14 protein-coding genes are annotated in these 23,602 nt (G+C 70.0%); 4 read left to right on the top strand and 10 right to left on the bottom strand.

Going from position 1 to position 23,602, the window contains the following annotated elements; genetic code table 11:
- Positions 1 to 280: 280 nt before the first annotated feature.
- Both QHF85_RS41475 and QHF85_RS41470 read right to left on the bottom strand, forming a co-directional pair.
- Entirely contained in the window at positions 281 to 3,154 is a 2,874-nt protein-coding gene (locus QHF85_RS41475) for a TonB-dependent receptor (RefSeq protein ID WP_281332981.1), read from the bottom strand.
- 12 nt (positions 3,155 to 3,166) lie between these two features.
- The gene (locus QHF85_RS41470) at positions 3,167 to 4,723 is read right to left on the bottom strand and encodes a serine/threonine protein kinase (RefSeq protein ID WP_281332980.1); all 1,557 of its coding nucleotides are present in this window, start codon (positions 4,721 to 4,723) and stop codon (positions 3,167 to 3,169) included.
- A 90-nt stretch (positions 4,724 to 4,813) separates the two neighbouring features.
- On the opposite strand from QHF85_RS41470, the gene QHF85_RS41465 reads away from it, so the two are divergent.
- Positions 4,814 to 7,141 (top strand): GH92 family glycosyl hydrolase, encoded by a 2,328-nt coding sequence (locus tag QHF85_RS41465; protein WP_281332979.1) that lies wholly within the window; start codon positions 4,814 to 4,816, stop codon positions 7,139 to 7,141.
- 14 nt (positions 7,142 to 7,155) lie between these two features.
- Complete coding sequence (locus QHF85_RS41460) at positions 7,156 to 8,184, top strand: pyridoxal-phosphate dependent enzyme (RefSeq protein WP_281332978.1); 1,029 nt, start codon at positions 7,156 to 7,158, stop codon at positions 8,182 to 8,184.
- Positions 8,185 to 8,191: 7 nt separating this feature from the next.
- Here the strand turns inward: QHF85_RS41460 and QHF85_RS41455 are convergent, their stop codons facing one another.
- The 8 genes from QHF85_RS41455 to QHF85_RS41420 all read right to left on the bottom strand — a co-directional run bounded on the left by QHF85_RS41455 (position 8,192) and on the right by QHF85_RS41420 (position 19,079).
- Complete coding sequence (locus tag QHF85_RS41455) at positions 8,192 to 9,835, bottom strand: acyl-CoA synthetase (RefSeq protein WP_281332977.1); 1,644 nt, start codon at positions 9,833 to 9,835, stop codon at positions 8,192 to 8,194.
- 18 nt (positions 9,836 to 9,853) lie between these two features.
- Complete coding sequence (locus tag QHF85_RS41450) at positions 9,854 to 10,186, bottom strand: DUF2325 domain-containing protein (RefSeq protein WP_281332976.1); 333 nt, start codon at positions 10,184 to 10,186, stop codon at positions 9,854 to 9,856.
- A gap of 619 nt (positions 10,187 to 10,805) precedes the next feature.
- Complete coding sequence (locus tag QHF85_RS41445) at positions 10,806 to 13,325, bottom strand: serine/threonine-protein kinase (protein ID WP_281332975.1); 2,520 nt, start codon at positions 13,323 to 13,325, stop codon at positions 10,806 to 10,808.
- Positions 13,326 to 13,579: 254 nt separating this feature from the next.
- Positions 13,580 to 13,906, bottom strand: a complete 327-nt coding sequence (locus QHF85_RS41440; protein ID WP_281332974.1) for a rhodanese-like domain-containing protein — start codon at positions 13,904 to 13,906, stop codon at positions 13,580 to 13,582.
- Positions 13,907 to 14,025: 119 nt separating this feature from the next.
- Entirely contained in the window at positions 14,026 to 15,585 is a 1,560-nt protein-coding gene (locus QHF85_RS41435; RefSeq protein WP_281332973.1) for a VWA domain-containing protein, read from the bottom strand.
- A gap of 18 nt (positions 15,586 to 15,603) precedes the next feature.
- Positions 15,604 to 17,178: a hypothetical protein gene (locus QHF85_RS41430; RefSeq protein ID WP_281332972.1), complete on the bottom strand. Its 1,575-nt coding sequence runs from the start codon at positions 17,176 to 17,178 to the stop codon at positions 15,604 to 15,606.
- Between the two features lie 149 nt (positions 17,179 to 17,327).
- On the bottom strand, positions 17,328 to 18,173 hold the full coding sequence (locus QHF85_RS41425; RefSeq protein ID WP_281332971.1) for an HAD hydrolase family protein: 846 nt from the start codon (positions 18,171 to 18,173) through the stop codon (positions 17,328 to 17,330).
- A gap of 285 nt (positions 18,174 to 18,458) precedes the next feature.
- Positions 18,459 to 19,079: a DUF4142 domain-containing protein gene (locus QHF85_RS41420; RefSeq protein ID WP_281332970.1), complete on the bottom strand. Its 621-nt coding sequence runs from the start codon at positions 19,077 to 19,079 to the stop codon at positions 18,459 to 18,461.
- 267 nt (positions 19,080 to 19,346) lie between these two features.
- Here QHF85_RS41420 and QHF85_RS41415 point away from each other — a divergent pair, with 267 nt between their 5' ends.
- Positions 19,347 to 22,802: a hypothetical protein gene (locus QHF85_RS41415; RefSeq protein ID WP_281332969.1), complete on the top strand. Its 3,456-nt coding sequence runs from the start codon at positions 19,347 to 19,349 to the stop codon at positions 22,800 to 22,802.
- Positions 22,799 to 23,599 (top strand): alpha/beta fold hydrolase, encoded by an 801-nt coding sequence (locus tag QHF85_RS41410; RefSeq protein ID WP_281332968.1) that lies wholly within the window; start codon positions 22,799 to 22,801, stop codon positions 23,597 to 23,599. Before QHF85_RS41415 ends, QHF85_RS41410 begins: the two co-directional genes overlap by 4 nt.
- Positions 23,600 to 23,602: the final 3 nt, after the last annotated feature.

The raw sequence follows: 23,602 nt of genomic DNA, 5'->3' as shown, positions 1-23,602 counted from the left end.
CCACGGGCGATCCTGCCAACCAAGACAGCAGCGCTGACAGTTCAACGGGCAACGTTGTATCAACGGCCTGTGGGAAGAACTGCGCATCGCGCAGTTCTTCCCCAAAGGGTCCAGGGCTGGCCCTGCAAAGAGGGGGCGGACAGCTTGAAAAACTCTCCCCGCATCGACTGCGCTTCGCGCAGTCGATGCCCAGAGGTCCAGGGCTGGCCCTGGTCCGGGTCGAGGGGCGGATAGCCCCCGCGGGGCCCGGGGCAGCGCCCCGGCGAGACGCCTCCCGATATCAATACGTCCCGACCAGATCCACCAGAAACGTCCGCCCATTCTGGGGCATCGTTCGGCTTTGGAACGTATCCGTCACGGGTACGAGCACGCGGCGGTCGGCGAGGTTGTAAAGGCCCACGACGTACCGGAGCCCGTACGATTTTACCTCGCCGGATACCGTCAGATCGGCGACGACTTGCGTCCCCGTCGTGCCGCCGTCTGCGAGTAGACGCGGCGCTTCCAGCGTCATGCGGAGCCCGAGGGACGCGATCGAGGGTATTACCGGGATCACCCCGCGAAAGCCTGCCAGGTGCTCGGGTACGTTTCGCACCCGCGGATCGGTGAGCGTGTCGTCGAGGTAGGTCGCGCGTTGATACCCGTATGTCGCGGCGAGCATCCATCCTTTGCGCCATTCGCGGCGAATTTCGGCGTCTGCGCCGAGCACGAGCATGCCCGTCTCGCTGTTTGCGTAGGACACCGTCGTTCGTCCCGGGATGGGCCTCGTGAAGATCAGCCCGTCGATGTGGCTCCCGTGCACGGCTACGAGTGCGGCCCAGTCTTCGAGGAAACGTTGTGTGTACTCCACCTCGCCCGACCAGATCTTCTCGGCGTCGAGGTCTTTCGTCGGCTTCTCCTGGGACTGGCCGTTGTCGTTGTAGAGCTGCTCGTAAATGCTCGGGGCCCGGAATGCGCGGCCGCCCATCAGCTTCAGGGTCCCGCCTTGCGTGGGTCGCGTGATGATCGCCGCGCGCGGCACGAAGACTGCGCCGAACGTGCTGTACACGTCGATGCGCAGACCGCCGGAGAGCCTGAGCCACGGCAGCGGCGCGCCCTCCGCGAGCGCATACCCCGCGGCGAACTGATAGGGCCGCCGCTCGTCCAGGTATCGCTCCGTGGTCACGCGATTGACGTCCTCGCGGCCCTGCAGCGTCGCCTCCGGGTGCCATTGCCCCTCGCCGCCCACCGTCACGCGCAGCCGCGGCCCTGGTGAATACACGAGCCGCGCCTCGGCGCCCATCCACGTCCCTGCGAAGGTCTCGATGTTGTCGACCTCCCCCTCGAACGCATAAAGCCCGTCGTACGTGTAGCGGTTCGCGTGCGCGCGCACGAGCAATTGCAGCGATTGCGTCAGGCGCGGCTCGAAGCGCGCCTCCACCATCATGCGCGTATCCCCGAACGACGTCCGCGGATTGCCGGTCTGCGTCGCGTAGGCGCCCACCGGGGTCGCCTGCATCCGGTGGTTCACGAACCATTGCAATGTCGCTGGGCCCCAGTACACGCGCCCGGCCGTGCCGCCTGCGCGGAAGGCCTCGACGCCGCGCGCCCGGAAGGGCTCGGGTTGTCCCGTGATCGGCACCTCCAGATCGAAGCCGTCCGATTGCGCGCCCCACCCGCTCGCCCAGATCCCCTTGTCTTGCCCCTTCCGCAGGTGAAATCCGCCGCGCCCCCGCAGGACTGCGCCGTCGTAGCTCCCGATCCCCACGTGAAATCCCGTGGGCTCCTCGCGCGAGCGCGTCACGAGGTTCACGATGCCCGAGAATGCACCGGCGCCGTAAAGCAAGGAGCCTGGGCCGCGCACGATCTCGATGCGGTCGACGTCATGCAGATCGCCCCGGCCGTCGGAGCCGATGTACGAGCTGTTCAGGAGGTTGTCGTTCAGCGCCTGCCCGTCCGAAAGCACGAGCACGCGGCTGCCATAATCGTTTGGCTGGCCAATCGCGCGGATCGAGGCCGACGCGTAGGCCCGGTCGTTCGCGATGGCCACGCCGCGCACGCCGCGCAGCGACTCCGCGATCGTCGGGTAGCCGAATGCCGAAAGCTCGCGCCGATCGATCACGGTGACCGAGCTCGGCGCGTCCTCGATCCGCTCGGCGAACCGCGACGCCGCCGTCACCTCGCGCAGCGGGACGAGGTCGAGCGTGCCGAGATCCACCTGCTCGCCTTGCCGCACCACGATGTCGCGCACGACGGGCGCGTGCCCGGGCAAACTCACGCGCACCTGCCGCGCGCCCGCGGACACCTCGCGGATCACGGCGGGCGAAAAACCTGCCGCGCGCCCGTCGATGCTCACGAGCGCGCCTGGCTCCGTCGTCCCCACGACGACGACGCCCACCGGCGGCCGCAGCGTGAGGTTCACCTCGGTCGTCTCGCGCGCCACCACGTTCACCGGCCTCGGCGGCGCGGAGGCGCCCTCGGCCGACACGTAAAGCTCGTGCTTGCCGGGCGAGAGCGCGAGCTCGCAGGGCGCGAAACACGCGGGCGGGCCGCCCTCCTCGTCGACCCGCACGGCCGCGCGCGGCGCGCCCGTCACCGCCACCTTCACCTTGCCCACGATGCGCACGAGCGAGAGCGCGACGCGTGTCTCGCTCCCGCGCTTCGCCACGACCTCCTCGCTCGCCTTGGGCTCGTAGCCTGGCAGCTCCGCGATCACGCGGTATTTGCCCTCATTGACGGCGAGCGGCCGCGGCGCGTGGCCGCGCGAGCCGAGATCCTTTCGATCGATGTAAATGGTGGCGCCGGGCGGATCCGTCACGACGTCGAGGATCGCCACGTTCGGCGCGAGGCGCGTGATGGCCGATTTCGAGGCCTCGATCGCCGTGGGATCGGTCTCCCCGGCGAGGGCGTCGACGTAGTAGCGGTGCGCGTCGGGCCATTGCCTGAGCTGCTCGAACGAGCGCGCGATGTTGAACACGACGCGCCGGTTCGGGACGAGCCGGTTCGACAGCAAAAAATGCTCGAGCGCGCTCGTGTAATCGCCCTTTTGATAATCGGCGGCGCCGAGCTGGAAATGGAGCTCGGCCTCGTCCGCGAGCCCGTCGGCCGAGGCGCGCGCCGCGCCGAGGAGCATGAGCGCGGCGACGAGGATGCTTCCCAGAACGCGAGGGGGCCTCATCAGCGGCACGCGTCACCGGCCCAGGTAAATGTCGCTCTTGCCCGTGGGCTTCGGCGCCGCGGATCCGCGCGACGAGGCGCGGGGCCAGGGCGCGAGGCCTCGGGACGAGCCGCTCGCGCTCGGCGCGGCCGGTGTGGCGCTCGGCGCGGCCACGGTCGCGGCCTCGGCGGACGCGCGCTCCTGCGCCGTCGTGGCCGGAGGCTCCACCGCCGGCGGACTCGTGGTCGTGACGGCGGGCACGGTTTGTCCTGGATTGGTTTGTCCCACCGAGGTTTGTCCGGACCCTCCGGGCGCGCGCAGCCCCACGAACGCGACGCTCCCGCCCACGACGAGCGCGAGCGCCGCCATGGCCACGAACGCCATCGCGCCCGCGCGTCGCTTCGGCGGCGTTGCCTGCGTGACCGCCACGGGCGCCGACGAGGGCGCGCCGATCTGCATGGCCGCGGGCGTCTCGGCCGAGATGCCGAGCGCCGCGCTCGACCAGCGCGTCGTCGGCGGATCGGCCATCGTGAACGCGGTCGCGTCCGCCGGGGCCCCGGGGGTCTGGGCGGCGTGTCCGGGCGGAGCGCTCAAACGTGGAGGTGGCTCCGAGATCGTCGGGGCTCCAGCCGGCGGGCGCGGCGGGACCGAGAGGCGCGCGCGCTCTGGCTCGGGCAGCGGCACCAGCATTCGCTCGTGGATCGCGGCGCTCGCATCGCCGGGCGGCAAGAGCGCGACGAGCGCCGCGTGCATCTCGGCGGCGCTCTGGAAACGCTGCGTGGGATCGAGATCGAGCGCGCGATGCACGACCGCCGCCACCTCGGGCCGCACCCACGGCGCAAGCCGCTCCACACGCTCGGCGGGCTCGGTGCAGATCGCGATGATCAGATCCCCGAGCGCGCCGCTGTCCCGGTGCGGCGTCACGCCCGTGAGGGCCTGGTAGAGCACCACGCCGAGCGACCACAGATCCGCGCGGCCGTCGATCTGCTTGTGCCCGCGCGCCTGCTCCGGCGCCATGTAGAGCGGCGATCCGAGCATGCTGCCGGTCTGCGTCAGGCTCGTCAGCTCGCCGGCCTCGGCCATGCTCTCGGGATCGGGGGCGAGCTTCGCGATGCCGAAATCCAGGATCTTGACCGTGCGCCCGCCGGGCCCCGGGCCGTTCGCGAGGAACAGGTTCGCCGGCTTCACGTCGCGGTGCACGATGCGCTGCGCGTGCGCCACGTCGAGCCCGCGGCAGGCCTGCGCCACGATCCGCAGCGCGAGATCGGGGCGGACCGGCCCGAGGCGCTTGAAGAGCGCGCGCACGTCCTCGCCTTCGAGCACCTCCATCACGAGGAAGGGCAGCCCCGAGTAGCCGTCGCGCCCCGCGTCGATCGCGCGCACCACGTGCGGCGTGTCGAGCCCACGCGCCGCGCGCACCTCGCGTTCGAAGCGCCCGAGCAAGAGCTCGTTCCTCGCGACCTCCGCGGTCACGACCTTCACCGCGACGCGCGCGCCGCCCTGCAAATCGGTGGCCTCGTAGACGGCGCCCATTCCGCCCGCGCCGAGCCTGCGTTCAATCCGGTATCGGCCGCCGATGAGTTCATTCATGCCGAGCGCGAAATCCACGCTAAGGGATCTCGCGCGTCGTCGCAAGGCTCGGGTTGACGGCCGCGGCTCCTTCGTGTTCGCATCGCGCGTATGCCCCCTCGCCTCGATCGAGCCCTCGCGCCCCTCCTCCTGCTCGGTGTGACGAACGTCCTCGGCGGAACCGGGTGCACCCTCGAGCCGCAGGAGGTGCCCACGGACGAGCCCACGCGCGTCGAGGATCCGCTCGTCTACGCCGATCCGCGCGTCGGCAGCGGCGGCTTCGGCTTCGCGAATGGAAGCGCCTTCCCCGGCGCGGCCGCGCCGTTCGGGCTCGCGAAGGTCGGCCCCGATACGCGCGGCCCCTACGATACCATCAATTTTTTGCATTACTCGGGCTACTGGGCCGGCGACGATCAGGTCCGGGCCTTTTCGCACCTGCACCTGCACGGCACGGGCGCGACCGATTACGGCGTCCTCGGGGTGATGCCGATCGACGCCTTCGAAGCGTCGCGCTTCTCGGCGCCCGGCTACGAATCGCACTTCGACAAGGCGACGGAGAAGGCATCGCCCGGGTATTACGAGGTCACGCTCGATCGAGGCTCGATCCACAGCGAGCTCACGGCGACGCGGCACGCAGCGCAGCACCGCCACGGGTATCCGGCGGGCACGAAGGAGGGGCACGTCGTCTTCGATCTCGATCATCACCTGAGCGGAGGCGAGGTCACGCAGGCCGAGTTCACGCTGGAGCCCGAGGCGCAACGTATCCGGGGCAAACTGCACCACGTGGGCGGGATGTCGGGTGGATTCGGCGGCTACGACGTCTTCTTCGACGCCCGGACGCGCGCGCCCTGGAAAGCGGCGCAGGTCTGGTCGAACGGCGACGCGCCCGCGGAGGGGACGTCGGGCAGCGGCACGAAGGTCGGCTTCGCGCTCTCCTTCGATCTCGGCGCGGACGCGGCGGTCGAATTGAAGGTCGGGCTCTCCTTCGTCTCGCTGGAGAACGCCACGAAAAACCTCGAAGCCGAGATCCCGGACTGGGATTTCGACGGCACGCGGGCGAAGACGGCCGCAGCCTGGGGCGATCTCCTCGGCCGCATGAAGCTCTGGGGCGGCACGGAGACCGAGCGGCGCATCTTTTATTCGGCGCTCTACCGCGCGTTCCTCATGCCCACCGCGTCGAGCGACGTCGACGGGAGGTACCTGTATGGCGGACAGCAGCGCACCGCGGACGGTTTTTCCTTCCTGACCGATCAATCGCTCTGGGACACCTACCGCACGCTGACGCCCTTGTATTCGCTCGTCGCGCCCGAGGCCGCGCGCGACACCGTCCGATCGCTGCACGCCATGGCCGAGATCTCCGGCTTCTTCCCGAAATGGCCCATCGCCACCGGGGAAGCGGGCACGATGATCGGAGCCAGCGCCGACGTGGTGCTCGCCGACAGCTACATCAAGGGCGTCAAGGATTTCGACGCCGAGGGCGCCTATGCAATCTCACGTCGGGCCGCCGTGGACCCGGTCGATCCGCCCGGCGGGCGTGGCGGGCGCGGGAGCGTCGTGCCTTACATGGAGTACGGCTACGTGCCGTCGAGCTCCGGCCGCTCGGTCTCGCACACGCTCGAATACGCGCACGACGACCTCGCGCTCGGCCTCTTCGCGAAGGCGCTCGGGAAGACCGACGACGCGGCCATGTTCGCCGAGCGCGCGAAAAACCACCGAAACCTCTTCGATTCCGTGACGGGCTTCCTCCGCGCCAAGGACGAGGCCGGCAGTTTCGTCGAGAACCCGTACAACCCGTACGCGATCTCGGACCATTATGCCGAGGCGAACGGCTGGCACAGCCTGTGGGCGCAGCACGACATCCCCGGGATCGCGGAGCTGCTCGGCGGGCAAGCGCCGTTCGTGGAGAAGCTCCAGCATTTCTTCGACGAATCCGTCGCCGACCTCGAAGAGCGCCCCATCGAGGACAACTTCGCCTCGGCGGCGCCGCGCAATGCATACTGGCACGGCAACGAGCCGGACATCCACGCGGCCTATGGCTTCGCGCAGATCGGCCGCGCGGACCTCACGCAGAAATACGTCCGCTGGGCGGCGGGAGCCCATTACACCGACAAGCCGAGCGGCCTCGCCGGCAATGACGACGGCGGCACCCTCTCCGCCTGGTACCTCTTCACGGCCTCGGGCTTCTATCCGATCCCCGGCACCGATCGGTACATCCTCGGCGCGCCGTTCTTCCCCCGCATGGAAATCACCGTCGCGGGCGGCACCGTCGTCGTCGAGGCCCCCGCGGTCTCGGCCGAGAACATCTACGTGCAGGCCGTCACCTGGAACGGCCAGGCCCTCGACAAACCCGAAATCCTCCACGGCGATCTCGCCCAGGGCGGCACCCTCCGCTTCGAGATGGGAAATTCCCCGGGCTCCTTCGGCGTCACCACGCCTTGACAAACCATTCTTCCATGAACGATCCCCTCCCCTCCGTCTCGCCGCGGCACGTCCTCGCCGCGGCGAAGAGGCTCGCCCCGAGCGGCCTCATCCGAAAAACGCCGCTCGATCCGAGCCTCCCGCTCTCGGCCACGATCCCGGCCGACGTCTTCCACAAGCTCGAGCTCTTCCAGCCGACGGGCTCGTTCAAGGTGCGCGGCGCGGCGAACAAGCTCTTGCGATTGCGCGACGAGGAGCAGGAGGTGTTTCGGCGCGGATTCGTGGCTGCATCCGCAGGAAATCACGGCCTCGGCCTCGCCCACGCCGCCGCCGCGCTCGGAGCGCGCGCGACGCTCGTCGTGCCTCGCACCGTCTCTCCCGCCAAACTCGAATCGCTCTGGCGCTACCCCGTCGAGCTCATCGTCTCCGTGGGCAATTACGACGTCGCGGAGGCCGACGGCCGGCGCATCGAGGCCGAGCGCGGGCTCACGTTCGTCTCGCCTTACAACGACGCCGACGTCATCGCCGGCGCGGGCACGGTCGGGATCGAGATCCTCGCGGATCTCCCCGACGTGGACCTCGTCCTCGTCCCCGTCGGCGGCGGCGGGCTCGCCGCGGGCATCGCGCTCTACGTGAAATCGATCGCGCCGCGCACCCGCGTCGTCGGCGTGCAAAGCGAGGCCTCGCCCGCCATGCACAAGAGCCTCGCCGCGGGCCACGTCACCGAGGCCGAGGAGCTGCCGAGCCTCGCGGATGGTTTGTCCGGGAATGTCGAGCGGGGATCCATCACGTTCGATCTCTGCCGGCGCTTCCTCGACGATCTCGTCCTCGTCACGGAGGCCGAGATCGCCGAGGCGATGCGCCATTTCCTGCGCGAGGAGCGCCTCGTCGTCGAAGGATCGGCCGCCGTGGGCGCGGCCGCGCTGATCGCGGGGAAGATCGATCTCGCGCGGACCGGCGTGGCGCGCCCGCGCGTGGTGAATGTCGTTACCGGACGCAACGTGTCGGAAGCAACGCTCCGGGGAATTCTTTCGCCTCCGGAGGCAGGACGTAGCGAAGCGTAAAACCCTTCTATTCGATCGCGTCGGTCGACCGCGCGCGCTCGCGCAGCAAGAATTTCTGGATCTTGCCCGTCGAGGTCTTGGGGAGCGGGCCGAAGACGATCTTGCGCGGCGCCTTGAAGTGGGCGAGGTGTGTCCGGCAAAACGCGATGAGGTCCCCCTCCGTGATGGCGGCGCCCTCCTTCACCTCGACGAACGCGAGTGGGGTCTCGCCCCATTTCGGATCCGGGGCCGCCACGACGGCCGCGGCGAGCACGGCGGGGTGGCGATAGAGCGTGTCCTCCACCTCCAGCGAGGAGATGTTTTCTCCGCCCGAGATGATGATGTCCTTCGAGCGATCCTTGATCTTCACGTACCCGTCGGGCTGGAGGACGGCGAGATCACCCGAATGGAACCATCCGCCCCGGAACGCCTCCTCCGTCGCGCGCGGGTTCTTCAAATACCCCTTCATCACGATGTTCCCGCGGAACACGACCTCGCCCATCACCTCCCCCGTGGCGGGCACGCGCTCCATGACCTCGGGATCCATCACGGTGAGCCCCTCCTCGACGAGGTACCGCACGCCCTGGCGGCCCATTCTCTCCGTGCGGTGGCTGATGTCGAGCGCCGCCCAGTCGTCGTGCTTCTCGCAGACGGCCGCGGGCCCGTAGGTCTCGGTCAAACCATAGACGTGCGTGAGATCGAAGCCCATCCGCTCCATGCCCTCGATCATCGCCGCCGGCGGCGCCGCCGCGGCCACCATGGCGTGCACGCGGTGGTCGATCCCCTCCCGGAGCGCGGGATCGGCGTTCACCAGCATCGCGTGCACGATCGGCGCGCCGCAATAATGCGTCACCTTGTGCTCGCGGATCGCCTCGAAGACGTGGCGCGCGTCGACCTTACGAAGGCAAACGTTCGTCCCGGCGTTCGCCGCCACGGTCCAGGTGAAGCACCAGCCATTGCAGTGGAACATCGGCAGCGTCCACAGGTACGTCGCGTGCTTCGGCATGCTCCACGTGACGATGTTGCCGATGGCATTCAGGTACGCGCCGCGGTGATGATAGACGACGCCCTTGGGATCCCCCGTCGTCCCCGAGGTATAATTGAGCGAGATCGCCTCCCACTCGTCCTCGGGCACGCGCGGCGTGAAGCCGGGATCACCCTCGGCGAGGAAGGCCTCGTATTCGAGCGCGCCGATGCGCTCGCCCGGGCCCTCGTACATCGGATCGTCGACGTCGACGACGAGCGGCTTCGATTGCGCGAGCGCGAGCGCCTGCCGCGCCATCCCCGAGAGCTCACGATCGACGAGCAGGACTTTTGCCTCCGCGTGATCGAGCATGAACGCGATCGTCTGCGCGTCGAGGCGCGTGTTCAGCGTGTTCAGCACCGCGCCGGTCATCGGGACGCCAAAATGGGCGTCGAGCATGGCCGGGGTGTTTGGCAGGAGCACGGCCACCGTGTCCCCCACGCCGATCCCGCGTCGCGAGAGCGCCGAAGCGAGCCGCCGCGCGCGCCTTTCGGCCTCGGCCCAGGTCAAACGGATGCGGCCGTGGATGACGGCGACGCGATCCGGAAAGACGGCCGCTGCGCGCTCGAGGAACGTGATCGGCGTCAGCGGGGCGTAGTTCGCCTTCGTGCGGGGCAAGTCTTCGTAAGGGTTCCGTTTCGTGCTCATGCTGGCGGGCGCAGCCTATCACGCCTCCCACTGTTCGAGCGCGCCTCTGAGCGCCGAAACGGACGCGCTCCGCAGGTACACCACGGGGGTGTCGTCGATCCCGAGGTTTTGCACCTGATCCCGGAGCGCGTGCGAGACCATGGTCACCATGATGATGACGAGGGCGACCTTCCCCACGTCGCGACGCACCCCTTTCGGCACGCGCGTCTCGTAGTGCTTGAGGGCAAAGCCGTGCTTCTCGGCGACGTCCCGGTACCGGTCCGACATTCCCCCGCTGCCGCCGATCACGAGCACGGTCCGACCACCACGCGAATCCTTCTCGAACTCTCTGGCAAGGGCTTCTCGGCTCATGCCAGACGTCCATCGCAAGCCCCGGGCCAGCGCGAACGATCGCGATTTCCCCGCATTTCGCAGGGTGACTCGCTTTATTCCCGGTCAAAATGTCGACCCGCCCGAAGCGGGGTCTGACAAGCTGGCAAGGAGGGGGGCTTCGTGGCAGGCGCTACGACAGAATGAGGAAGGAGGGGCATGGGTCTCATCTGGGACCGTGGAGCCGGGGCGCTGCCCCGGGCCCCGCGGGGGCTGTTCGCCCCTCGACCCGAACCAGGGCCAGCCCTGGACCTCTGGGCATCGACTGCGCGAAGCGCAGTCGATGCGGGGAAAGTTTATCAAGCTGTCCGCCCCCTCTTTGCAGGGCCAGCCCTGGACCTCAGGGGGAAGAACTGCGCGATGCGCAGTTCTTCCCACAGGCCGGTGGGACCACCCCGCCAGTCAGGACGTCAGCGCTGCTGTCTTGGTCGGCAAGATCGTCGCCGGTCTTGATTCGGCCCGTTCGATGAACTGCGCATCGCGCAGTTCATCGACCCCGGGTCCAGCGCTTGCGCTGGTCCAGGTCCAGGGGCGGATAGCCCCGGTGGGGTCTGGGGCAAAGCCCCAGCGAAGCGGCTTCGAGATGAGACCATGCTCGGCCTCACGGCGCCCCGAGCCATTGCGACGCAATCTCCAGGAGCCGCCGGTGATCCGGCACCTGCTCCAGAAAGCTTCGACGAAAGCGCCGATCCCCAATCTTGTCGGCCTTCTCCAGCAATCGTCGCCGCGCCTCGCCGAGCCGGCGCTTCGCCTCGGCCTCCTGGCCCGTGCCACGCAGCGCGAGCGCCTGCACGAGGCGCGTCAACGCCTCGCCCTCCTCGATTCCGCCGATCCTGTCGAGCAGGCTCGCCGCCTCGCTCGCGGGCGCCAGCGCCGCGACCGCATGACCCTCGGCGAGGAGCGCGTCCGCCAGCACCGCGAGCGCATACGCGCGCTGGGCCGGCAGATCCTCGGCCTCCTCCGCGGCCGTGCGCGCGAGCGTCACCGCGCTGCTGTGATGACCCTGCATCGCCCGGATCCGCGCCGCGTAGATGAGCAGCCCCGCCTCGCGGCGCCGCTCGTTCCGCTTGCGCGACGTCTCCAGCGCCGCCTCGATGATCGGGAGCCCCTCCGCGTCGCGGCCGAGGTGCGCGAGGCAATACCCGAGCGCCCCCTGCGCGAACGGCACGAAATCGAGCTGCATGGGCTCCGCCACCGCGACCGCGCGCCGCAGGCCGAAGCAGGCCCGGTCGTACGCCCCGAGGTGCATGTACGCGAGCCCGACATTCGTGCGCTGCAAACAAGCATTGCGGACGTCGCTCGCCTCGGTGAAACCGTCCACGGCGGCCTCGACGCGGCGCAGATATGCCGCCGGATCCCCCTCGAAAATGGCAATCTCCGCCCGGGCCGCGGCGAGCCAGGCCCGGAGGAAGGGGCCCACGGCGCCCGCACGCGCGACGCGGCTGTGGGCGTCCCGCGCGAGCTTGCGGCCGAGCTGCGGGACGCCCGCGCGAAGGACGAAGATCGCGAGCCGGCAGGCGCTCACGAGGTGCGCCTCGGTCGTGACGCCCTCCTCCTCTTCGAGCTGGACGAGCTCGTCCACGCGCGCGAGCAGGCGGTCTTTGCGGCCCAGGTAGCCGTACGCGATGACGAGGTGCCCGAACGCCGCATGCCAGCCGTTCGAGCCGCGCGGCATGCGGGCCATCGCCTCCTGCGCCGCGCGCGCGGCCTCGCCGTAATGGCCGAGCCAGCGGTGCGCGATCGTGAGCACGAGCCAGGCCTTGCCGCGGACGTCCTCGTTCTCGCCGGGGATCTCGAGCGCGATCTCGGCCCAGCGAACCGCGTCGGCGAGGGCATTCACGTCGAGCGCCTCCTCGGCGAGCTTGACGGGCTCCTCGTCCGTGTGGCGCGCGCTCTCGGGGCCGCCCCACTCCGTCCGGGAAGCCGGGAGCGGGGTCAAGACGGGCACGCGAGGCAAAGGCGCCGCAGGACGGGACGGACGCGCGGGCGGTGGGCGGTGGACCCGGACGTACCCGCCTCCGTCGTCGTGGCTCTGCGCGGAAAATCCGTCGGCGAGGTCGTGCACCGGCGCGTCGAGGACCGGGTCTTCGAGGGGGACGACGTCGGCGAATCCCGGCCAAGCGAGCTGCCCCGCGTGCGGCGCCGCGTGCCCGACGAGCAAGCGCGCGCCGCCGTGCGCCTCGCAGAGCGCGTCGCGAAAATCGAGGATCGTGGCGAAGCGCTTGTCGAGGCTCCGTTCGAGCGCGCGCGCGACGACGGGCGCGAGGGGCCAGGCGGCCTTGGGCGCGACGAAGTCGAGCGAGGGCGGCGGCTCGGACGAGACGATCTTCGCGAGCAGCTTGGCGAGGCCATCGGCCCCGAAGGGCTGCACGCCCGAGAGCATCTCGAACGTGACGACGCCCATCGCCCAGACGTCCGCGCGCGTGTCGACCTTCTCGGCGAGGACCTGCTCGGGGGCCATGTACTGCGGCGTGCCGAGCAGCATGCCGAGGCGCGTGAGGCTCTGCTTGCCCGGGTCGTGGAGCTTGGCGAGGCCGAAGTCGATGATCTTCGGGATGATCTCGCCCGAGGGCGAGCGCGCGAGGATGACGTTCTCCGGCTTGAGATCGCGGTGGATGATGCCGGAGGCGTGCGCGGCGGCGATGCCGCTCATCACGGGCACGAGGATCGCGAGGGCCTCGTCGGGCTCGAGTGGCCCGCGCGCGTCGAGGTGCTCGCGCAAGGTCTGCCCGACGAGCAGCTCCTGCACGAGGTAAAACGCGCCGTCGCGGCGCCGGCCGACCTCGAGCACGTTCACGATGTTCGGGTGCTGCACGCGCGCCGCGGCCTGCGCCTCGCGGCGGAAGCGGGCCACCATCGAGGGATCGCTCGCGTAGTGCGCGTGCATGAGCTTGAGCGCGACCTTGCGCTCGATGAGCGTGTCCCACGCCTCGAACACCGTGCCCATGCCGCCCGAGGCGATCACGCGCTGGAGCGCGAACTTGTCGGCGACGACGGTGCCCGGCGAGAGCGAGATGCTGCTCGGCGCGACGGATCGCGGCTCGGGATCGAGATCGGGGAGCGCGTCGTCGTGGCGCATGCCCGGGGCCTTTTCGCCCAGCTCGTTCCGATCGTCGCCCACGGACGTGCTCCTCCCGGTTTTCCCGCGAAACGCGCGGCGCCGTTATACCCAGGCGCGAGCGGCAGGGGAAGCTCCGGTTGCGTGAGAAGAGAGGGAGGGAAAAACGGACCGGTTGGAAAAACCGGCAGAGAGGTTCAGGAGGCGGGCTCGACGGGCTTGCCGGCCTTCTTCCAGCCGGCGAGGCCGGCGGGCATGATGAAGACCTTCTTGTAACCGAGCTTCAGGGCGCCGACCGCGCCCTCGTGGCAAGCCGTTCAATGGTCGTTCGCGCAATAGAAGACGAGCGTGGCCTCCTTGTCCGCAGGGAGATCCTCGGCTCGAACGTTCTCGTAGTCGACCCATTTCGCGCCGGGCAGGTGGCCCTTGTCGAAGGTCTTTCGCGCGTTGTTGTCGATGACGTGGAAGGCGAGCTTGCCCTCCTTCGCCTCCTTCATCTTGGCCTCGACCTCGTCGACCGAGAGCCTGCCGAAGGCCTCGGTCTCGGCGCCGTGCTCGCCCGCGGATCCGCCGGGCTTCTTGCACCCGGGCAGGGCGAGGAGCACGGCCGCCGCGAGCGCGACGAACATGTACCTGTGCTTCATGATCCCTTTCTGCTTGGTTTGGCGCGCCGGGGCGCGCGCCGAACAGCGTAAGGGAAATCGAGGCGCCCTGCACGAGCGCCTCGATCGAAGGGCAGGATCGTGTCAGTGGGCCAGCTTGGTCAGTCCGCGGGCCAGGGCGGGGGCGGATCGGCGGGTTCGTAAGGCGTGGTGGTCGCCTCGACGACCTTCAGGTTTTCGATGAAGAGGTCGACGTACTTGAGATCGTCCTGGATGTCCGGGTCGGGGTGCTCGGCGAGCCACGCGTCAACGTTCGGGCGGAGCGCCTCCAGCGTGCGGCGCGCGGTGCGCGGATCGCTGTCGGCCGAGAGCTCGGCGGCGAGCTTGAAGCCGGCGTAGATGTTCAACATGACGAACCCCTTCTCGACGGTCTCGTCCGTGAAGAACTCTTGCGGATCGTCGTACACGTGCGGGGCCTTGATGTCCGTGACCTGGGACTTCGTGAAGCCCGTGAGCGGGTCTTTGTACGAGAGGACGAGCGAGCCGACCTCGTAGGGATCGGGCACGCTGATCGCGCCGGAGCGCGGCACGAGCTCGAGGATCATCGCGCCGCCGCCGCCGCGCCGGCCCTCGGAGATGGGGTCCTCGCTGCTCGTGCGGCCCGCGAGGAAGAGGCTCGGGATCGAGATCGTCCCCCCGCCCTCGGCCGTCTGCCATCCGTTGGTCCCGTACACCCCCCGCACGACGTAGCCGCCGCCGACCGCGACATCGATGTTCACGTCGAGCGCGACGGGCACGAGGAAGGTATTCACCTCGTCGGTGAAGACCTCGACGACCGCCTTCGGATCTTCGAGGAAGTAGAAGTTGCCGGCGCCGACCTCGCTGAGATCGCGCATCACCTCGACGTCGAACTCGGCGCCGACGCCGATCGTGGTGACGCCGATGCCCTTCTTCGCGTACGCCTCGGCGAGCGAGGTGAGCTTGCTCGGGTTCGTCAGGCCCGACGTGGCCACGCCGTCCGAGAGATAGAGCACGCGGTTCTGGTAGCCCGGATCGAAATGCGAATCGGCGACGGAGAACGCGGTGAAAAGGCCGTCGTAGAGGTTCGTCGAGCCCGCGGCGTAGAGGCCCTCGAACGCGCTCTCGAGCGCCTGGGTATCCGACGCGTTCACGTGATCGAGGACGAGCTTGGCGCTCGTCGAGTACGTGACGAGAGAGATCTTGTCCGTGGGCTTCAGCGCCGGGATCATCTCGACGAGGCCCGCCTTCACGTAATCCATGGGCTCGCCGGACATGGATCCGCTGACGTCGACGGCGACGACGAGGTGCAAGGGCGGGCGCGCGATGTTCCCGACGTCGATCGGCGAGTTCATGCCGATCTGGACGAGGGTGCAATTCGAGCCCGTGATCATGTTCCCCATCACGCCGAGCAGGCCGTGCATGCAGACGTCGTTGCCGCAGTTCGGCGCGGTGTAATCGAGCTTGTGCTCGGCGAAGAAGCCGAGGTCGTCGAGCGCGCCGGGGCCCGGGATCTTCCCGTCTTCGAGGATCTTGCGGAAGAGGCCGAAGTCCTGGGCGCCGCCCTGCGAGACGCCGGTGGCGCCGGGCTCGGCAGGGGGGACGGCGGAGCCGCCCGACTCCGCGGAGTCGGCCGCGCAGCCCGTGAGCACGAGCGAGGCGAGCAGGGTCGAAAGGAGCGCAGTACCGATTCGATGGTCCATGGTGGTTTCCTCCCGAAATCAGGGCCCCGCGGGGACGACGAGGACGGATTCGTAATGACGGCTGGAGCGAGCGAAGGGCGGGCAATCCGTGTCGCGGATGGGCATGGCCTCGGCGCGCACGAGGTGCAGCGTGCCATACCCGTCCGTGAGGCTGAGGCTACTGCCCGCGCGCAGGAAGGTGATCGAGGGGACGTGATCGCCGAGGTAGCTGACCTCGAGCGGGACGAGCAGGCTGCCGCATTCGTCGTGCGCGCCGCCGCAGCCCTCGGCGAGATCGGATTCGACGGTGGGCTCGGAGACCGGCGCGTTCCCGCCCGTCATCTCGTAGCGCGCGAGGACGTTGCCGCGCACCGCGAGGACCGTATGCGTCTCGCTGCGGATGAAGAGGGCCTTGCCCTCGGGCGCTTCGCCGTTCGATTCGCCGTAGGAGCCGCCGACGATCTCGGTCTCGTTGATCTTGATGCTGTCGCCGGCCTTGAACGGCATGGCCGCGCCGGGCACGCAGACGTACATCGTCGATTTGTTCTGGAGCACGAGCGCGTGGCAATCGTCGGGCGACGAGATCACGGACTCCACGAGCCAGGGCCCGCCGAGGGGGAGCGGCGTGGACCACTCGATCCCGACGGTCTCGTCGGGCGAGCCGCAGCCGGGGGCGACGGGCGGTTCTTCGAGCGCGGGCGCCTTGAAGACGACCGCGTGCGGGCCGATCGAGAGTTTGCCATTCGAATCGAGCGAGAGCGGGACCATGCGGCCGTCGGGCGCGTCCGTCGACGTGGAGACGAACTGGGTGGGGAACGTCGCGGAGGACCAGGCGAGCAGCGTGGGCGAGAGGCCGTCGGCGTCGATGAGGTAGGCGACGCAGCCGGCCACGTCATTGTTCTGGAGGGGCAAACCCCGGCCCGGCTGGAGGAGCCACGCCTCGGCAGGCGCGAAGAGCTCGCGCGAGAGCGCGGACTCGGGATTGGCGAGAAGGGTGTCGCAATCGACCTGAACCGAGTCCTTGAGGGGCCGGAGGCGCACGAGGCGCTCGTCGGACGTCGTATTGCCGAGGGAGAGCGCGCCGCTCTCGGTGGGCGTGACGCCGCAGAAATCAGGGCCGCACTCCGGCGGCGGCTCCACGGGCTCGCTGGTGGCGGCACACGCGAGGGAGCCAAAGACGACGGCCGTCCGCTGGACCAGGGGGCGCTCGGGCAGCGGGCGCTGCATGGCCGGGAGGAGGACGCGCCACGCGAGGGCGAGCGCGGGCAGCGCCATCAAATCGGTGGGATCGACGGTGATTTGCCACGGGAAAGGCGTGAGCGCGGCGAGGGCCTCGAAGCCGCGGGCCGCCGCGGGCGAGAGCTTGATGGCGGCGAAGACGGCGCCCGTCGCGAGGTGCGCGAAAAAGAGGCTGCGGCGGCTCCCGAGGCGGAGGAGCGTCGCGAGGAGGGCAGGCGCCACCACGAGGCCGGCGAAATCACTCAGCTTGCCCGTGAGCGCGCCGGGGAGAATGCCCGCGCCCTTGAGGACGTGGTCGTTCAGGGCGAGGAGGGCGAGAGATCCGAGCCAAAGGGGGTGCAAGAGCGCGCGACGCGCCGCAAACGGTCGTTCCATTGGCATTTCTTCTCCTGCGTGAGGGAAAGGCGAAGGCTGGGCACGGCCAGCAAAGCACGTGCCATACATGTATTCCGGCCATTCGAGAAGGGATCGTGCTCCTGGGCCCGCCGCGCGGCCCTGACAGCGGTGTCGCGGCGGAGGGCGAATCAGAGGCGGACGCGCTCGATGCGTCGCTCGATCACGTCGAGGATCCCGCGGGCATAACTCGCCCCGGCGGTGCGGGAGAAGCGGCGGCGGGCGTCATCGGTGGCGTTGTCGACCAGGTAGCCGTGCTCGACGGCGGAGAGCATGTCGACGTCGCCCACGTCGTCGCCGAAGCCGAAGGCCCGCGAGCGCGGGATGCCGAGGCGCTCGAGGACGAAATCGGCGACCTGGCGTTTTCCGACGCCCCGCGGCACGAAATCCACGTCGTAGGTACCCTCGGGCTCGCCGAGCGCGGGGTGGCAGGGATAGACGTGGACGCCGATCCCGTGGCGCTCGGCGACCTTGTGGAGAATCGAGGCGATCTCGGGTCGGCCGCGCCCGTTCGGCTGGAACGTGTAACTATCGATGCGCCGGCCCGCCTGCTCGCGGCGGACGAGGGGGACGCCGCGGCGGAGGAGATCGTCGAGCGCGGCGGCGACGCGGGCCCTCGAAAAGCCGCTCTGAGCGACGCGCGCGTCCCACTCGGCGACCGGGCGGCGGCCTTCCTCGCGGGTGAAGAAATCGAGCTCGGCGCCCCAGGAGCTCGCGATGAAATGGGGCACGACGCGCAGGCCGTGGGTGCCGACCGTGGCGGCGACGACGTCGATCGGCCCGTCGGCGATCCAGCCGAAGACGAGGCCGAGCGCGCGGGCCTCTTCGAGGAGGAGCTGCTCGAGCGAGCGCCGATCGCGGCGGCGCTCGGGCGAGCCGTCGTGCGCGAGGTAGGTCTCGTCGAAATCGGCGAAGACGACCCAGCGCGGGGCCGCGATGCGCGGCAGATACATCCGGCGATCACCGAGCGGCGGCATGGCGCGTCCACCGCACGGCCGGCGAAAAAAAGCCGTGGCAAGAGTTTGTCAAGACAAGCATCGCATCCATTCCTTCGCAGGCGTGGCCAGAAAAGAAAGAGGTGGCCCCCCGGGCGTGGGACGAGCGAGGCCACGATCGGCCGCGGCGAGCCCGATGGCCTCGGGGCCCCGTCCGTGACGCCAGCCACAGGCGAGATTATCATGCAATGGCGGGCGGCCGTCCGAAATCGACGCCCAGATCGGACGTACCCTGTCCGATCTGGGCGCTCGGGAGATATTTCGTGTTTATCGGCCTCGGCGGCTCGGAATCTCGTTGCCCGTGGGCGCCGGGAAGCGATTGCGGAGCTGCCGCGCCTGCCCGAGGTGCTGGACCAGGGAGGGGCGCAGGTCGCGCAGGAAGGTCTGGAGGTCCGTCGATTCGGCGTTCGGGATGAGCTGCGCATCGAAGAGGGTGATCGCGCGCTGGTGCATGGCGATCTGCGCGTCGAGGTAGGCGACGTCGAACTTGTTCGCCGGCGTGGTCCGGAGCACCTCGGCCGTGCGCTCGGCCTGGCGGCGCAGGTTCGACTGCATCTCGCTCCCCTCCTGCTTGACCCGGAGCTTCGCCTGGAGCCCCTGGATGCGCGTCTCGTTCTCTCGATGCGCGGCGTCCATGTGCTCCGCAAAGTTGCGGACCGAGTCGTTCGTGGCCCGGATCCGCGCCGTCTCCGCGTTCGTGATCTCGCCTTGATCGATGGTCGCCACGACGGCCAAAATCTGTCCGTCCGAGAGCGGCTCCGAGGCCTCCTCCGTGGTCTGACCCGGACGGTGCTGCCCCGCCTCCGTGCCGCAGCCCCAAGCGCCCGCGCACGCGAGCCCGAGCAACATGAAGGCCCGGCGGAAGGACCGATGGAATGCGTGAGCCATGCGTCGTCTCCTCTTCCAAGGCGCCGCTCGCTCGCTCCGGCCAGAGCCGAGATCCACGCGCCAGCGCCGTCGTGGCCATGAGGCCCCGCGGCGCCGAACGAGAGCCGGGCCCACCGTGTCTCCCGAAGTCGGGGAGCCCCGGACGGCAAATTGCCTTCCGCCCGGGTCGTTGTACCTGCGCGCCGCGTGGTGTAAGGGGGCACGAGCGCGGCGCTCGGGATCCCGGGGCCCAACGCCCCATCGTCCCCGTCGCTCTTGCTCTTGCGCATGGATACGACCCCCATCGAGCGAAGCCTGCGAAGCGCGGAGACCGGGACGCTCGTGGTGGACAGTCGCCTCGTCGCCCGCGTGATCAAGCGCCACCGGCGGATCGTGGGCATCGGGCTGCAAGTGCCGCATCCGTCGTGTTACGCGCTCGCGCGGGACGAGCTCTTCGCGCTCGTGCCGGCCGCGGAGCTCGGCGCCGTCGGAGCGAAGCTGCCCGAGCACGTGGTGCTCCTGCCCCGGCCGAAGGGCTCGGAGATCCTCGATGCGTCGCCGGCCGAGGTGCTGACGCGGATCTGGCGCGGGGCGTTCCACGGGCACGTGCACCTCGCGCTCGAGGCCGCGCGGCGAAGGGGCGCGCTCGACGAGGCGGCGATCCGGGCGCGGATCGATCGGATCGGGCAGACGGAGTTCGACGAGATCCGGCGCGTCTTGCGGGCCGACGATCTGCTCCTGCCCCCCGGCGACGACGCCGAGGTGTACACCGAGTTCGCGGCGCTCTTCCTCGAGCTCCATCACTTTGCCCCGCGCCTCGTGGCGAGGACGTTTCCGACGCTGCGGGACACGTCGCGGGCGCTCTCCGTGATCGGCGGGGACGTGGACGCCCGCGCGCTGCTCGCGGGCTGCCGGCCCGAGGGCGCGGCCGATCCGACGGACGCGCCGTTCGGCAAGGAGTCGACGACGCCCACGTACTCGGCCCTCCCCGCGCTCGACGTGCTGCCCGCGTTCCTGTCGCGACGCGCGACGACGGTCGCAGGGGCGCAGAAGCTCGTGGTGCAGGCCGAGAAGGCGCGCGCCGAGGGCAACCACGTGCGGGCCGCGCTCTCGCTGCTCGCGGCGATGCCCGCGGCGGGCGAGGACCAGCAGGTGAAGCTGCGCGCCCAGGTGCAGCGGGATCTCGACGCGCTCGGGGCGCGGCTCGATGCGGCGCTCGTGGGCCCCGGCGAGAGCGCGGAGAGCGCGCCGCGGGTGCCGTGGACCTCGTCGCTGATGCCGCTCGCGGTGACGGCGAGCGAACGGCAGGCGCTCCGGTACCCGGTCGAGGCGCGGCTGCTCTACGATCTGCAGCGGGCCTGCGTGGCGCACGAGCGCGGGGCGTCGGCGGTCGATCTCGTGACGTGGGCGCTCTCGCTCGGGGATCGCCCGATCGTGCGGAAGCTACCGGCGACGCGGCCGCTCAAGATCGCGCGGCACCTCCGGAGCGCGCTGCAAAAGCTGCGGCACGTGGAGATGCCGTCCGCGGATCGAAGGCTCATCGCGCGGCTCTTGCGGATGGCGGTGCGCCGGGCCGAGGACAACGTGCGCAAGACGCTCCGGCCCGTCATCGAGGGGACGCTCGACGGCGTGGGGCTCCGGCCCGCGAGCGTGCCCGAGCGCGTGGCGCGCAAGAAGCTCGTCGAGGAGCTCTGCGATCAGGTGGTGACGCGCGGATTCTTGAGCATCGGGCAGCTCCGCGACGCGCTCTCCCGCAGTCAGCTCAAGATGGGCGACGTCGGGCTCCCCGGTGAGCTCGTGCGCGGCGATCCGCTGCTGCTCGCTGACAAGGCGCTCGACGTCTCGCTCGACGGCGTCTACCGCCGCGGCGAGGTGTACCTGCGCGCCTTGCAGAAGGTGTCGAGCGTGTTCTTCGGCACGAAGCTCGGCCGGCTCGTCACGCTCTTCGTGATCCTGCCGGCCGGCGGCGCGTTCGTGGTGCTGGAGGGTTTGCAGCACATGGTCGGGCCGGCCGCGAAGGCGCTCGGCTTCTCGCCGCCGCACCTCGTGAGCACGGCGTCCTTGCTCGTGATGACGGTCGTGCTCTTCGGGCTCATCCACAGCGAAGCGCTGCGCGCGGGGGCGATGCGGCTCCTGTCGATCCTCGGCCACGCGCTCGCCGCCGTCTTCGTGCGCCTGCCGCGGTGGGTCTTCTCCCTCGGGCCGATCCGGCGCGTGCTGGAGAGTGGCCTCGCCCGTGCGATCGCGCGGTACGTGCTCATGCCGCTCGTGGTCGCGACGATCCTCTACATGGCCACGCCGCTGCGCGACGTGCCCGGCGTGATCGGGCCCCTCGGCGCGGCCGGCGTGTTCGTCGCGGCGAGCGTGCTGCTCAACACGCGCGCGGGCCTCGTGGCGCAGGAGGTCGTGTTCGATCAGATCGCGCTCGGCTGGGAGGCGCTGAAGGGGCGCGCGCTGCCGGGGCTCTTGCGGCTCGTGATGGGCGTCTTCCGCGCGATGCTGGAGCTCTCGGAGCGCACGCTCTACCGCGTCGACGAATTCCTGCGCTTCCGCGAGGGCGACAAGCGCGCCACGATCCCGCTGAAGGCCGGGCTCGGGCTCGTGTGGTTCTTCGTGGCGTACGTGATCCGGCTCTACATCACGCTGCTCATCGAGCCCGAGATCAACCCGGTGAAGCATTTCCCGGTGGTCACGGTCGCGCAGAAGATGCTGATCCAGCAGCTCGCGGAGATGCTGACGGTCATGAACCACGCGCTCGCCCCGCTCGGCCCGGTGATCGGCGGGACGATCGCGGCGACCACGGTCTTCCTCTTCCCGAGCGTGTTCGGCTTCCTCGTGTGGGAGTTCAAGGAAAACTTCCGCCTTTACCGTGAGAACCGCGCGAAAAATCTAGGGCCCGTGCCCATCGGTCACCAAGGCGAGACCGTCGGCACGCTCATGCGCCCAGGCTTTCACTCGGGCACGTTGCCCAAGCTGTACGGGAAGCTTCGGCGCGCCGCGCGGCGGGCCGAGCTCGACGAGTCCCGCGGCATCGAGCGCGGACACGGCTCACTGCGCGGCCTGCAGGAGCAGCTCGACGATCTGCGCGAGACCGTGCGGCGCGCGGTCGATCGCGAGGTGAGCGGGCTGCTCGCCGCCTGCCCCCGCTTCCGCGCCGGCGCCATCACCGTGCAGAGCGTCGAGCTCGGATCGAACCGGCTGCGCCTCGAGCTCGCGTGCGACGCGGTCTCCAGGGCGAAGGCCGTGATCGCGTTCGAGGAGCAGAGCGGGCTCGTCGTGGCGAGCGTGACCGAGCCGGGGTTCGTCGACGCGCTCGACGGGCCGGATCGCATCCTGTTCGAGAACGCGATCGCCGGGTTTTACCGCATGGCGGGCGTGGACCTCGTGCGCGAGCAGATCCGCGCCGCGCTCGGCGACGACGTGCCGTACGACATCGCCGACGAGGGCCTCGTGCTCTGGCCGGGCGAGGGCTACCGGACCGAGGTGATCTACACGCTCGACGCCGGCTTCAGCGGCCCGCTCGCGGCTCCCACGCTCCGCGGCGAGCGCCCGGCGATCGAGCCCAAGCCGCTCGATTTGCGGAAGATCCTGTTCCGGGATCAGCACATCCCCTGGGCCGAGTGGGCCCTGTCGTGGCGCGAGGAGGTCGCGGGCGAGGCGCCGCGGCGCGTGCTGTTCGGCGCGTCGATCCTGCCGCCGCCGATGCGCGAACGGGAGCGGGCCGCGCGCCTGGCCTCGGCATGATCCGCGGGGCGGGCGCCGTCCTCGTCGCGCTCGTGCTGTTCGCGCCCGCGTGCGGGCGAGACGCGCCGCCCGAGCCTCCGCCGGGCAGCGCAGCCCCGAAGACGGAAGCGAAGCCCGCATCCGGGCCGACGGAAGCCGCCGGGATCCGCTACCTCGAACGCGTGACGGGCGGCGCCGCCGCGACCGAACGGCTGCCGCTCGTCGTGGCGATCCACGGGCTCGGCGATCGTCCGGAGTCGTTCGTTCGGCTGTTCGATCGGATCGAAGGCCGCATGCGGGTCGTCGTTCCGTACGGGACCTCGCCGCACGGAGACGGCTTCTCTTGGTTCCCGCTCGCGCGTCGGGATCCGGCGAAGCTCGCGGAGGGCACGGCGCTCGCGGCGGACGGGCTCGCGACGATGCTCGAAGAGCTCGAACGAACGAAGCCGACGCGGGGACGGCCGATCGTGACCGGGTTTTCCCAGGGAGGGATGCTGAGCTTCACGCTCGCAGTGAAGCACCCCGAGCGCGTCGGCGAGGCGCTTCCCCTCGCCGGCTTGCTCGCGCCGCCGCTCTACCCGAGCGCGTGGCCCATGGGAAAACTCGCCCCGAAGGTCCACGCGTTCCACGGCGACGCGGATGCGATGGTGCCGCTCTCCGGCGCGACCGAGACCGTGCGCGCGCTCGTCGCGGTGGGCTTTTCGGCGGAGCTCACCACCTACCCCGGCGTGGGGCACACGGTGAGCGCTTCGATGCGGGGGGACTGGCAGAAGGCGCTGGAGGCAGCAGCCGAGAGGGCCGCCGCCTCCAGTCCGTGACGG

Source organism: Polyangium sp. 6x1 (assembly GCF_029946515.1).
Classification (GTDB): domain Bacteria; phylum Myxococcota_A; class Polyangia; order Polyangiales; family Polyangiaceae; genus Polyangium.
This window is presented reverse-complemented; position numbering and strand designations above follow the sequence as displayed.